This window comes from Lysinibacillus sp. OL1 (genome assembly GCF_004332175.1).
In the GTDB taxonomy this organism is placed as follows: domain Bacteria; phylum Bacillota; class Bacilli; order Bacillales_A; family Planococcaceae; genus Lysinibacillus; species Lysinibacillus capsici.
Map to the genome: position 1 here is coordinate 156,973 of NZ_SJDS01000009.1, position 13,165 is coordinate 170,137.

Consider the following 13,165-nt stretch of genomic DNA (forward strand, 5'->3'; position numbering starts at 1 on the left):
TAATTATGGGTCGACTTTTTTATATACTATTTGTTAAAGGGGGTAAATCATGAGTAAAATACCAATTATGAAAACGGAAAGGTTACTATTGAGACCTATTACACATGGGGATTTAGAAGCAATGTATGACTACTCTTCCAGTGAAAATGTGGCGCGTTATGTGACATGGCAAGCACACACGAGCTTAGAGGATACAAAGGCTTTTATGGCATTAATTTTTAATGGCTATCAGCAAGGTAATTTGATGTTATGGGGTATTGAATATGCAGGCACAATTATTGGAACGATTGATTTTGTGACGATTAATGACACCCATAGATACGCGGAAATTGGCTATGTGCTTTCTGAGGATTTTTGGAATAAGGGGTTCACAACAGAAGCAACAAAAAAACTCATTGACTTCGGTTTTAATGAATTAGATTTAGTACGTATCCAAGCACGATGCTTTGAAGAAAACATTGGCTCACAAAAGGTTATGGAGAAGTCAGGTATGCAGTTTGAAGGGTTATTACGGAAAAGTATGCTTGTTAAGGGACAATACCAACATGTAAAAATGTACGCTATCACTGATGATGATTATAGGAACCTCTAGAAAATAAAGCCTTGCTACGATTTGCAAGGCTTTATCATTACAACCATCTTTCCAAACAGTATATCTTCTTAGCTGTGGCATCTATCCTTACTCGTTTGCCTATCGCAATTGGATGCATAGGATGTGTATGACAAATATCCACCTCTGCTAATATAGGAATCTTTATTCCATCCAACTGTTCAAGTAGAATATGATATGGCTGTCGACCCGTTCCTAAATCATCGTAGCATTCATGTTTCCCCAAAATAATCCCACTAACTTTGTTAAAGACACCATGCAATTTTAGCATTGCAAAATTCTTTTCAACAACAGCAGCATTTTTTAAGCAGTCCTCCACTAATAAAATATCACCTTCCACAATTTTAGGGAAATACGGCGTACCAATAAATCCATACATGGCATTGGCATTCCCGCCAATTAACCTTCCTTCAGCAACCCCATCCTGAATCGCTAACCATTCATTCTTCTTGAGTTTTTTATCCACTGTCTTCTCTAGCCAATTAACAGGTTCATCCGACCAATAAGAAGGCATTGGAATTTCGTATGGTAATGCTTGAGGCTTAAAGAAATAATGCTCAAAAAATTTGAAGGTATCATTTACTAATGGTTCAAACTCACCAAAGGAAGGTACGAGGGCTGGACCATAAAAAGTTGAGATTCCCGTCTTTGCATAAAGTGCCAGTAGAACGGCCGTTGCATCCGAATAACCTACGACCATTTTGGGATGTTGACGAAAAGCCTCATAATCAATATAAGGTAGCATGCTATTAGCATTGGTGCCCCCTATCGTAGACATAATCATATCCACATTTGGATTACGTAATAACTCATTCAATTCTTCTGCTCTTTCTTTTGGCGAACCTGAACGATAATAATCAGTTTTACCAGTTAAAGAACCTGTCACTATTTGAAAATTTTTATTCTCGAGAAATGCTTTAGCACGTTCATATCGTTCCAAAGCCGTCACCGTTGCTGGGGAGGACGGGGAATAAATGCCGATGTTTATTTTTGAAGTCATACGGTAGTTCCTTTCCCAATCAATAGTTTTGACATGTAGTATTCATTAATATATTGTCCATCTACATACAGCGAAGCCCGCTTCGTTCCTTCGATATCAAAGCCCATTTTCTTATACAAAGCAACACCAGCCTCATTATTTTCCATGACGGTTAATTCTAGACGATGTACACCATTCACTATTGCCCAATTTTCTACGTGTTGAAATAAAGCTGTTCCAATTTTTCTTCCTCTATAGTCACTATGTATGCCTATGACAAGATAAGCACGGTGAGCAATTCTTGACGGCTCATTGCCTTGTACAATTAAGTACGCCACAACCTGCTCATCCATTTCAGCTATGAACAAAGCTGAGTGGTGACTATGATATAACTTGTCTATATACTCTCCAAATGGCTTAGGTGCTAAATTGCGCTCACCTGGTCCAAATAACATAAAATTTGATGCCTCTGCATTTGCCATAACAGCTATAATTCGTTCACTGTCATGTCGGGTTGTTTCTCGTATGATCATGTTGAACACGCTCTCCTTCTAAAATATAGTCACTTCAATGCTCAATTCTTTTGTATTGTTTGTTCAACCAACTCTACTTTTAAAACTTGTACACTACTACTTGGAGCAATTACACGTATCTCATCACCCAGTGTTAGTTTTGCTGGAATTCTCATACTTTTCTTCGTCCCTTCTAGTAGGTTTGAATTTTAGCTACTAGCTTTTCATCCCTAAAATGGAGTGTCTCAGTATCTATGAGTGTGTATTCTTGTAATGTGGGATGATTTTCTATCCAGCGATCAAATGCCCTCCTTCTCTCTTGATCATTATAATGGGGACAATAGGTACCTGATAATAGTCCTAAGCCATTCCATTCCTCAAAATCATCATATGTATTTTCACTATAGCATTTTTCAAACCAACACATTGCCCCAGCACTGATGCCAGCTAATATAATCCCTTTTTGATAAGCTTCCTTTAACAATTTATCAAAACCATATTCTCGCCACTTTTCAAGAAGATAACCTGTATTCCCTCCACCCACATAGATAATATGCTGCGCTAGTACTTTTTCTCGAATGCTTCTATCATGCATATCTTTTTGCAAGATATGGGTTGCATCACAATGATGGAATGCTGTATAAAACTTCTCGATATACCCTTGTGCATCATTACTTGCTGTGGGAATAAAACAAATTTTAACTCGTTCATTTTTCTGAGTTTGTCGTAAAATATACTCATCGATAAATGAAGGGTTCTGCTGAGAAAACCCACCACCTGATAGGGCAATGATTTGTCTTATCGGTTGATTATTTTTACTTAATTCATAGACAGCTTGTTCCTGCCCAAATCTTTCTAACATCTGTACATTCTTCATTCCTAATTTTTCGAGCAAGCGACATGATGCCTTGTTCGCTGTTTGTGTTTCTGCCACAATAGATTCTATATTCAGATAATTCAAACCATCCTGAATTACCTGCGTGAGCACTTCAAAAGCTAACCCCTTCCCCCAAAACTGAGGTAAAAATTGATAGGAAAGCTCATATAACTCCTTATCATGGTATTCATCGATTGAGACAAGACCTATAAATTCACCTGTCTCCTTTAAAGTAATATATAAATATGTATTAGGGAATGGCGCTTCTAGCATGCCTTTAAAAGATGCTTCTATATAGCTGTTTGATGGAACACCACCGAGATAAGTTCGAACTTGTTTATTAGAGTAGAGTTTTTGTATATCTGTAAAATGCTCTGGTTGTAATTGTTCGATTACACAATTAGTTGACATGATTTTCATTACATCTAGCCCCCTTCTTTATGTCAAAGTTTAATCGAACTCTCTCGATGAAATCAAATATTTTTTCCAATTTTTCTTAAAAATAGAATAAAAAAGTAGTGACCAGCATGAATTGCTGTATCACTACCTGCATTATTGCCCGTATTGTTCAAGTAATCGTTGCGTGTTGGTCGATTGTTCGAGTACCTTTTTCTCTTTTGCCCAATAAACCAAATATTGTGCATCATCCACACGAAAAACCATTTGCTGTAACTCTTCATCAAGTTCAGAACTAATAGCCACTTTTAATATTTCTACCTCATAAAGAGGCTTATCCTGCATTTTATAAACGATATGATATACAGGCTTTTCTTCAAAAATAGTTCTTTCCTTTTTGGAAAGCTTCCTTACATGACTTAAAGGATATTTCTCAATAAAGTCTTGTGCTTCATCGCCTGTAGCATGAAATAGTGATTGATCTCCTTGGAATAATTCAATGTCGTCAATTTCTGTGGCATGATCTAGAACAAGAGAAATAGCTTCATCTTCACTTTTTTCTCTGTTTTGCATAATAAAAGCACCGACTAATAAAATACCAGCGAATATAACAAGTCTCCATCTGCGTTTCGTCATTTGCTCTTACCCATTCAAGGCCTTTTTAACAAAGCGATTTATATCAACATCAGCGCCTATAACAAGCATAATATCTCCTAATAAAATCTTGTCACTCGCCTGTGGAGATACGATAATATCAGCCCCACGCTTAATTCCTACAATATTGATGCCATATTTAGCGCGAATATCTAAATCCATAATGGAATAGCCAGCAATCGCATCATTAGCCTTTAATTCCATAATGGAGTGTTCATCTGATAGCTCTAAATAATCTAGAACAGTATTCGACAACATATTATTAGCAATACGAATACCCATATCTCGCTCAGGATGGACGACAAAATCTGCGCCAATTTTACGTAAAACCTTTTCATGGTAATCGTTTTGAGCTTTTACTGTAATTTGCTCAACACCAATTTCCTTTAAAATGATTGTTGTTAATATACTTGCTTGAATATCTTCCCCAATTGCTACAATCACGTGCTCAAAATTACGAATACCTAATGAATTCAACACCGATTCATCGGTTGAATCTGCAATAACAGCTTGTGTAGCAATGGAAGCAAACTCATCTACACGCTCTGAAGAATGATCAATGGCCATTACCTGTGCGCCCTGACTCATTAATTCACGAACAATACTGCCTCCAAAACGTCCAAGCCCTATGACTGCAAACTCTTTTTTCATCATAAAAATCCCTCCGAAAACTACTATACCACCATTGTAGCCTATTCTCTGCGATATGTATTGTCAAAACAAGAGCCAATTCGTCAATGGTGGACAACAAAAAAGACGAGGACCTTAATCCCCGTCTTCAACATATTATTATTCTGCGTTACGCATCTCATCTAGCACACGGTTTACACGCTTTTCTAGCATTTTCATACCACTACCACCAGCTTGCATATGACGCAGCTGACCATCTTTATCGAACACAAAATATGCTGGAACATATTGGTTTTCAAAAGCATCTGTTAGCTTCATTTCACTATCTACAAAGATTGGTTGCACAATATCATGCTCTGCTGCTACTGCTTTAATTGTGTCTAAATCAGTATCTGCCTCAGAACGTGGCATATGTACTGCTACAACGTTTAATTCATCTTTATATTGATCGCGGAAATTGTTCACATCTGGCATTGCTTCTTTACATAAATGACAGCTTACTGACCAGAAGTGGATTAATGTTGGTTTTTTGCCTACTAATTCTGCTTTCGTTACTTCACCATTTAACCAAGTCGTTGCGCCAACTAATTCAGGCATTTGTTCACGAAGTTTCATAAAAATCCTCCTCTAAAAGATCGTTTGTCTTCAAATATTTAGATAACGGTATAAAAACTCTTTCCCAAAACAAAAATTCAGTTAAAAGTCCCCACAAACTTGTCGTGGGGACTTTTAATTTTTCGCATAATCCTCTATTTAAATTATAGAGTTGCTTGGCCTGGACGCCAGTTAGCTGGGCAAAGACCACCAGTTTGTAGTGCTTGAAGTACACGTAGTGTTTCATCAACATCACGGCCGATGTTGTTATCAAATACTGTTTGGTATTTTAATTCGCCTTCTGGGTTGATGATGAATAAACCACGTAACGCGATACCTTCTTCTTCAATTAATACACCATATTCTTTAGATACTTGATGGTTTGTATCAGCTGCTAATGGGTATTTTAATTCACCAAGACCATTTTGCGTACGGTCTGTGTTAATCCATGCTAAGTGTGTATGGATTGTGTCAGTAGAAACACCGATTACTTCTGCATCTAAGTCTTCGAACTCGTCATAACGATCGCTCATTGCAGTGATTTCAGTTGGACATACAAATGTAAAGTCCATTGGGTAGAAGAAAAGAACTGTCCATTTATCTTGTGCTTTAATATCTTCTAGTGATACTTTACCAAATGATTTGTCTGAAAGTACTGCTTCCATTGTAAAGTCAGGTGCTTGTTTACCTACCATGCGTTCTGCCATAATAAATCCCTCCGAATAAATATGTAGTTTATATATTCCATTCGCACTAGCGAACTCGTCTTCTACGATAGCAGAGTAACCGCAGTTTTTCAAACAAGTAAACTCCGCCCGTTTGGATGATTGAAATGGATTGACAAAAATTCGTCAAATCCATAACTGGAATTATTGCTACTGTCTATCTACAAGCTATTTTTGACAATAATATTCTACACTATTCAAAATTTTTCTCACTTTCATTTATACCCCATTTTTCAACTTTTTATAGCTATTTTTTTCACGAAAAACGATTGCAAATTTTTTATTATTATGTATAATTGTAATGGTTTTAGTAAACTAAAAGTTTCGTTAAAGTAAACTTCATATTTCAAAAGTTTATCATTGCTAAACTTCTCTTAGGAGGGAAAAGATGCAAATAGGAGCAAAAATTAAAGCGCTTCGTTTAAAAAAAGGTCTTACCCAAGAGGAACTTGGAGAACGTACAGATTTAAGTAAAGGTTATATTTCCCAATTAGAACGTGATCTAAACTCACCTTCAATTGAAACATTATTTTCAATATTAGAAGTTTTAGGGTCGAGACCCAAAGACTTTTTTGATGATGAATCACCTGAACAGAAGGTTGTTTATACAGAGGAAGATCAATCTACCTATACAGAGGAAGAAAAAAAATATGAAATTCAATGGCTGATTCCTACTTCGAATGAAAAAGAAATGGAACCCATTTTCTTAACCTTTGCTGCAGATGGCGAGTTCAAACAGTTTGAGCCTTCGCTCTCTGAAACATTTATTTATGTGGTTAAAGGGCGTATTCGTCTCGTATTAGGGAATGAACAGTATATCGCAAGTGAAGGCAATGCACTTTACTATGACGCGACAGACCATCATCAGATTTTTAATGCACATGATGATGAAACAAAAATTTTACTTGTCGCAACAGATTCTTATTTATAGCTTAAGGAGGCGCATCCATGACAACCAATTCAATTATCCGCTTTGAAAATGTTTCAAAGTCATATAGCGACGGTACCGTCGTTTTAAAAAATATCAATTTGGAGCTTGAAAAAGGGAAGTTTTATACACTCCTTGGTCCATCAGGTTGTGGTAAAACAACCATTTTACGAATTATTGCAGGATTTACAGAACCTACAACAGGAAATGTATTTTTCCATGATAAAAAGATTAATGCAGTTCCTGCCAATGAACGTCAAGTAAATACTGTTTTTCAGGATTATGCGCTGTTCCCTCATTTAAATGTGTTTGAAAATGTCGCATTTGGCCTACGTATTAAAAAGCTTCCTGAAAAGGACATAAAAGAGCGTGTAGCTGAAGCCTTAAAGTTTGTCAATTTAGCAGGCTATGGTAACCGCGAAATATCTGAAATGTCTGGTGGACAACGACAACGTGTCGCGATTGCACGTGCCATTGTCAATGACCCTGAAGTAATTTTACTGGATGAGCCACTTTCAGCTTTAGACTTAAAGCTACGTACAGAAATGCAATATGAGCTACGTGAATTACAGCAACGTCTTGGCAAAACATTTGTTTTTGTTACACATGATCAAGAAGAAGCACTTGCTATGAGTGATGAAATTTTTGTCTTAAGTGAAGGCCAAATTCAGCAGTCAGGTACACCCGTGGATATTTATGATGAACCGATTAACCGCTTCGTTGCTGACTTTATAGGTGAATCCAATATTGTACCTGGCGTGATGATTGAGGATTTCAAGGTTGAATTTGCTGGCAAAGTTTTCGAATGTGTCGACCAAGGGATGAAGCAAAATGAAAAAATAGATATTGTCATTCGTCCAGAAGATTTAGAAATGACAACAATTGATAAAGGCAAACTTGTGGTAAAAGTGGATACACAATTATTCCGAGGGGTACATTATGAATTATCCACATACGATAAAGATGGTAATGAGTGGCTAGTCCATTCATTGAAGAAAGCAGAAGTAGGGACTGAGATTGGCTTAGACTTTGATCCTGAGGCAATTCACGTAATGCGCTTAAACGAAACAGAGGAAGAGTTTGATAAACGATTAGAATCGTATGGAGACGATGAAGATGCAAACTAAAACATCGAAATCAGCGTTATTTCCATATGTGTTATGGATTGCCTTTTTCGTTATCGCGCCAATTGCACTCGTTGTTTATTATTCCCTGCTTGATTTACATGGCAACTTTACGCTCGATAACTACAAAGCGTTCTTCTCTTCTGTTTACTTAAAGATGACTTTGAGCTCGTTTTGGTATGCATTTTTAATTACATTCTTTACACTATTAATTTCATACCCAACTGCCTATTTTTTAACGAAGACCAAGCATAAACAACTTTGGCTTCTACTTATTATTATTCCTTCATGGATTAATCTTTTGTTAAAAACATATGCCTTTATCGGCATCTTTGGGTTATACGGGCCTATTAATGCATTTATCGAAGTATTTGGCTTCGATCCAAAGCAAATGCTCTTTACTGATATTAGCTTTGTCTTTGTGTCGGTCTATATTTTTATTCCATTTATGATTTTACCGATCTTCAATTCTTTAGATCGTTTAAACCCAACGCTCATTTATGCAGCACGGGATTTGGGTGCTTCGGCTTTTACAACCTTCCGTCGTGTTGTTTTACCATTGACAATGGATGGCGTTAAATCTGGTATTCAAGTTGTCTTTATCCCTGCCTTATCCCTGTTCATGATTACTCGCTTAATTGCAGGGAACCGTGTCATTACTCTAGGCACAGCGATTGAACAGCAATTCCTTGTGACACAAAACTGGGGTATGGGTTCTACTATTGCTGTATTCTTAATTTTATTCATGGTGATTATCATGCTAATTACGGGACAAAAGGATAAAGGAGGTCGCGTACGATGAACAAACTATCTGCTTCAGCCAAAGTCTATTTATCAATTGTTTTTATCGTTCTCTATGCTCCAATTTTCTATTTAATCTTTTACTCGTTTAATAGTGGCGGCTCCATGAATAATTTTGAATCCTTTACTTTGGAGCATTATCAAGCTGTTTTTGAAGATTCGCGTCTTCTTGTTATATTAATAAATACGGTCATCGTGGCATTACTTTCTGCTCTCATTTCTACTATTATTGGTACGCTAGGAGCAATTGGAATTGTGACGGTTAAGGATTCTAAGATGCGTAATACTTTATTATCCTTAAACAATGTCTTAATCGTCAGCCCAGACGTAATTATCGGGGCTAGCTTTTTAATTTTATTTACAATGGTAGGTATTAAACTGGGCTTTGCATCTGTTTTATTAGCACATGTTGCATTTAGTGTACCGATTGTTGTATTAATGGTTTTACCAAAGCTACTAGAAATGAATAACTCATTAATCGATGCAGCATTAGATTTAGGGGCAACGAAAAAGGACGTTATGATGCGTGTCATTCTTCCTTATATTCAGCCAGGGATTTTTGCAGGTTTCTTCCTTGCCCTTACGTATTCATTAGATGATTTTGCCGTGACATTCTTTGTAACAGGTAATGGCTTTAGTACTCTATCCGTAGAAATTTATTCAATGGCCCGCGCAGGAATTTCTCTAACAGTGAATGCAATTTCAGGTTTAGTATTCTTCGTTACGGTTTTAGTTGTTGTTGGTTATTATTTCATGACAAGTCGTACGAGTAAAAGAATGGAGGGGCAACGATGAAGTCACTAATTCAAGCTACCATCGCCATCCTTGTCGTTTCAGCACTTTTATTCTATGCGGCTGATGCCTTAAGTGCGGGTGGCGGTAAAAGTGGAAAAGACACGTTAACCATCTTTAACTGGGGAGAATATATTGATCCTGATTTGTTAAAAGAATTTGAAAAAGAAACAGGCATTCATGTCATCTATGAAACATTCGATTCCAATGAAGCTATGATGACAAAGATTCAGCAAGGCGGAACAGCCTACGATATTGCTGTCCCTTCTGAATATATGATTGAGAAGATGAAGGAAGAAGAATTATTGATTCCTTTAGATAAAACGAAAATCCCTAATTTTAAAAATATTGATCCTTACTTTTTAGATTTACCATTCGATGCTAACAATAAATATTCTGTCCCTTATTTTTGGGGAACAGTAGGTATTGTCTACAATCCAAGCCTTGTTGGAGACTTAGACTTCTCCTCTTGGGATGATTTATGGGACCCTTCTTTAAAGCGAAAAGTCTTTTTAGTAGATGGTGCGCGCGAAGTCATTGGGATGGGCTTAAACAGTCTTGGCTATTCTCTGAATTCACTAGATGATCAGGAACTTCGTGAAGCTACTGACAAACTAATCACCCTTGCACCAAATGTAAAAGCAATCATTGGAGATGAAATTACACCATTAATGATCAATAATGAAGCAACCGTTGCCCTTACGTGGTCTGGCCAAGCAGCTGACATGATGTATGAAAATGAAGAGTTAGACTTTGCTGTACCTGAGGAAGGCTCAAACTTATGGTTTGATAATATGGTCATCCCAAAGACATCGAAGAATATTGATGGTGCCCACGCCTTTATAAACTTCATGCTAAGTGCTGAATCAGGTGCTCAAAATGCCGATTTTGTAGGCTATTCTACGCCTAATCTTGCAGCTATGGACTTAATGGACGAAGAAGTTGTTTCTGACGAACGCTACTATCCTTCTGAAGAACAACGCGATACATTAGAGGTCTACAAAAACTTAGGACCTGATTATTTAGGGAAATACAACGAATTATTTTTAGAATTTAAAATGGGTATCCGATAATTCAACTAGCGAATTGACTTTTACATCAATTCGCTAGTTTTTTTTCTCTTCTTATTTAACTGACTATTAAATAAGAACATTTTCAATTGACTATTTGCATTATTATATTTAGAAAATATTTTGTCTGAATTTTAATAGATTTTCACATCAGTATTCTTGTGATATTCCTTCTGATGCGCTATAACATCGCTACAATTTATAGCCATGCTTTATGCCATTACAGACAGACTCTCACATTTTTTAATTCTCACTTTATAAGAGAAGTCCATAGATTGTTGTTGCTTTACTAATTTATCCCCATAGCTTCTTTTCCCCTCAATTTTTATGACTAACATCTATTATTTCTTCATGCATAGGTGCGCGGATGAAAACTTTTGTGGAAAACCATTCTAAATATAGAACCAGTACGATAATCTTAACTATTAGCCAAGCAATAATTCTTTATGATAGACTGTACTATATTTGATTACAAAAAGGGGGTTCATTCGATGACCCAGCAGAAGTCCAATAAGGCGGCTTTGTATATTTTAATGTTTAATATGTTTATCGCAATGGGAAGTATTGGCATTATTATTCCTGTCATGCCAGAGTATTTAAAAATATTTGGTGCAGCAGGACAAGTTCTAGGTATGCTAATCGCAACGTTCGCCTTAGCTCAATTCGTATTTTCTCCTATTGCTGGGAATCTTTCAGATCAGTACGGACGAAAAAATTTAATTATTTTCGGTCTTATCGTAACAGGTCTTGCACAAATCGGATTTGGCCTTGCTACAGATGTATGGATGCTCTTTTTAGCACGATTTTTAGGTGGTCTAGGTTCCGCATTTGTTGCACCTCCTATTATGGCTTTTGTCGCTGACGTCACAACCTATGAAGAACGTGGGAAAGGTATGGGGATGTTGGGTGCCGCTATGTCTCTTGGCTTTATGATTGGACCTGGTATTGGTGGCTTTTTAGCAAAGGTAAGCTTACATTTCCCATTTTTCACAGCTGGAGCTGCAGCCATCGTAGCATCTATTTTATCTTACTTTTTATTACCTTCTACCAAACCAAACACTGCGCAACAGAAACAAAAGCAAGACAATCTGGCGAAGCAAATGGCACGTTCCATACATATGCCTTATTTTGTTATGCTCATAATTATGCTGGTGTTCTCGTTTGGAATTGCAAATTTCCAAACGACATTGTCATTATTTGTGACAGAAAAGTTTAATTACACACCTGTAGATATAGCGATTATATTAGTTGTTGGTGGTGCTTTTGGAGTAGTAGTACAAATGTTTATTATTACACCACTGTTCAATCGTTATGGTGAAATGAAAGTAGTACTAGTAAATTTATTTATTGCATCCGTTGCTATTTTCTTAATATTATTTGTTTCTGGCTTTGCCCTTATTTTAGTTGTAGCAACAATTTTCTCTACAGCAACGACATTAATTCGTCCAGCTGTTAATACACTCATCTCAAAGCTTGCAGAGAAAGAGCAGGGATTTGCTGCGGGCTTGAATAATGCCTATATGAGCCTCGGAAATATGATTGGACCCGCTTTGGCAGGTTTATTATTTGACTGGAATATGAATAGCCCATATATTTTCGGTTCTATCATATTATTAGCCTGTTTCTTCCTTGCGCTCATCTGGACAGTGAAAAAAGCACCTCATTTAATGCATCCCGATACAAAATAGTCTGAAAAATCATTGACTATTTTTAGCAGTATGGTACATTATTGTTGATTCACAAAATTGAATGATTTTAACCACTAGGGGAGTCTTTAAAAGGCTGAGACGTATATGATAATATACGGACCCTTTGAACCTGATCTAGTTCACACTAGCGGAGGGAAGTGGCGCTACTTGCTGTTGTCACTATATACACGCAAGGCCGCTTCCTATTGTTTAAAGGGGGTGGCCTTTTTATTTTTCCTCACGAACTTTACCAAAAGGAGTGAACTTTATGTCAATTCGTAAATTAACAGTCATGGCTTTATTAGTAGCCGTTGCTGTTGCAGGCTCTACTTTCGTATCCATCCCAACAGGCATCGCACGTGCTTACCCCGTTCAGCATGCGATTAATGTGATAGGAGCCATTATACTTGGGCCTGTACCAACTGTTATAGTTGCCTTTGTCACTGCCATCATTCGTATCCTTACTGGAACAGGCTCTCTACTAGCTATCCCTGGTAGTATCATCGGTGCGGTCTGTGCTGCTCTTGCCTATAAATATAGCAATAAAATGTGGTTAGCTGGTATCGGAGAGGTTATCGGAACGGGCATTCTGGCTTCACTTATTGCCGTCCCTTATGCAAAATTATTCATGGGAACATCTGTAGCAGCATTCTTCTTCCTACCAGCCTTTTTAACATCAAGTACGATCGGTGCTATTTTAGGTGTAATGGTTGCGAGTAGCTTGCGTAAAACAGAGCTCGTAAAGAGATTTAATTCTTCTCTTTATTAAGAGGTATTGGATTATG

General features: G+C 37.0%; 15 protein-coding genes and 1 riboswitch. Of the genes, 8 read left to right on the forward strand and 7 right to left on the reverse strand.

Annotated elements, in window-relative coordinates; translation table 11 throughout:
- Positions 1-49 precede the first annotated feature (49 nt).
- Complete coding sequence (locus EW028_RS16695; protein ID WP_131521675.1) at positions 50-592, forward strand: GNAT family N-acetyltransferase; 543 nt, start codon at positions 50-52, stop codon at positions 590-592.
- A 37-nt stretch (positions 593-629) separates the two neighbouring features.
- Here EW028_RS16695 and EW028_RS16700 read toward each other — a convergent pair whose 3' ends face one another.
- The 7 genes from EW028_RS16700 to EW028_RS16735 all read right to left on the reverse strand — a co-directional run bounded on the left by EW028_RS16700 (position 630) and on the right by EW028_RS16735 (position 5,959).
- Positions 630-1,610 carry a S66 family peptidase gene (locus tag EW028_RS16700; RefSeq protein WP_131521676.1) on the reverse strand — a complete coding sequence of 327 codons (981 nt, stop codon included), beginning with the start codon at positions 1,608-1,610 and terminating at the stop codon, positions 630-632.
- Positions 1,607-2,122 (reverse strand): GNAT family N-acetyltransferase, encoded by a 516-nt coding sequence (locus EW028_RS16705; protein ID WP_131521677.1) that lies wholly within the window; start codon positions 2,120-2,122, stop codon positions 1,607-1,609. The genes EW028_RS16700 and EW028_RS16705 overlap by 4 nt, the downstream gene beginning before the upstream one ends.
- Positions 2,123-2,294: 172 nt before the next feature.
- Complete coding sequence (locus tag EW028_RS16715) at positions 2,295-3,398, reverse strand: GNAT family N-acetyltransferase (RefSeq protein ID WP_131521678.1); 1,104 nt, start codon at positions 3,396-3,398, stop codon at positions 2,295-2,297.
- 132 nt (positions 3,399-3,530) lie between these two features.
- Positions 3,531-4,010 (reverse strand): hypothetical protein, encoded by a 480-nt coding sequence (locus EW028_RS16720; RefSeq protein ID WP_131521679.1) that lies wholly within the window; start codon positions 4,008-4,010, stop codon positions 3,531-3,533.
- A 6-nt stretch (positions 4,011-4,016) separates the two neighbouring features.
- Entirely contained in the window at positions 4,017-4,679 is a 663-nt protein-coding gene (locus EW028_RS16725; protein WP_004224679.1) for a potassium channel family protein, read from the reverse strand.
- 138 nt (positions 4,680-4,817) lie between these two features.
- Positions 4,818-5,273: a TlpA family protein disulfide reductase gene (locus tag EW028_RS16730; protein ID WP_004224678.1), complete on the reverse strand. Its 456-nt coding sequence runs from the start codon at positions 5,271-5,273 to the stop codon at positions 4,818-4,820.
- Positions 5,274-5,416: 143 nt separating this feature from the next.
- Positions 5,417-5,959 carry a peroxiredoxin gene (locus EW028_RS16735; RefSeq protein ID WP_004224676.1) on the reverse strand — a complete coding sequence of 181 codons (543 nt, stop codon included), beginning with the start codon at positions 5,957-5,959 and terminating at the stop codon, positions 5,417-5,419.
- Positions 5,960-6,365: 406 nt separating this feature from the next.
- Here EW028_RS16735 and EW028_RS16740 point away from each other — a divergent pair, with 406 nt between their 5' ends.
- From EW028_RS16740 to thiW, 7 genes are all read left to right on the forward strand, one after another.
- Positions 6,366-6,908, forward strand: a complete 543-nt coding sequence (locus tag EW028_RS16740) for a helix-turn-helix domain-containing protein (RefSeq protein WP_131521680.1) — start codon at positions 6,366-6,368, stop codon at positions 6,906-6,908.
- A 17-nt stretch (positions 6,909-6,925) separates the two neighbouring features.
- Complete coding sequence (locus tag EW028_RS16745) at positions 6,926-8,032, forward strand: ABC transporter ATP-binding protein (RefSeq protein WP_131521681.1); 1,107 nt, start codon at positions 6,926-6,928, stop codon at positions 8,030-8,032.
- On the forward strand, positions 8,022-8,831 hold the full coding sequence (locus tag EW028_RS16750; RefSeq protein ID WP_048391965.1) for an ABC transporter permease: 810 nt from the start codon (positions 8,022-8,024) through the stop codon (positions 8,829-8,831). The genes EW028_RS16745 and EW028_RS16750 overlap by 11 nt, the downstream gene beginning before the upstream one ends.
- A complete protein-coding gene (locus EW028_RS16755; RefSeq protein ID WP_131521682.1) occupies positions 8,828-9,625 on the forward strand; it encodes an ABC transporter permease in 798 nt (265 codons plus the stop codon). Before EW028_RS16750 ends, EW028_RS16755 begins: the two co-directional genes overlap by 4 nt.
- Positions 9,622-10,695 (forward strand): ABC transporter substrate-binding protein, encoded by a 1,074-nt coding sequence (locus tag EW028_RS16760; protein WP_131521683.1) that lies wholly within the window; start codon positions 9,622-9,624, stop codon positions 10,693-10,695. Before EW028_RS16755 ends, EW028_RS16760 begins: the two co-directional genes overlap by 4 nt.
- 488 nt (positions 10,696-11,183) lie before the next feature.
- Positions 11,184-12,380 carry an MFS transporter gene (locus EW028_RS16765; RefSeq protein ID WP_048391968.1) on the forward strand — a complete coding sequence of 399 codons (1,197 nt, stop codon included), beginning with the start codon at positions 11,184-11,186 and terminating at the stop codon, positions 12,378-12,380.
- Between the two features lie 66 nt (positions 12,381-12,446).
- Positions 12,447-12,554: riboswitch (TPP riboswitch) on the forward strand.
- 94 nt (positions 12,555-12,648) lie between these two features.
- Positions 12,649-13,149: an energy coupling factor transporter S component ThiW gene (gene thiW, locus EW028_RS16770; RefSeq protein ID WP_131521684.1), complete on the forward strand. Its 501-nt coding sequence runs from the start codon at positions 12,649-12,651 to the stop codon at positions 13,147-13,149.
- Positions 13,150-13,165: the final 16 nt, after the last annotated feature.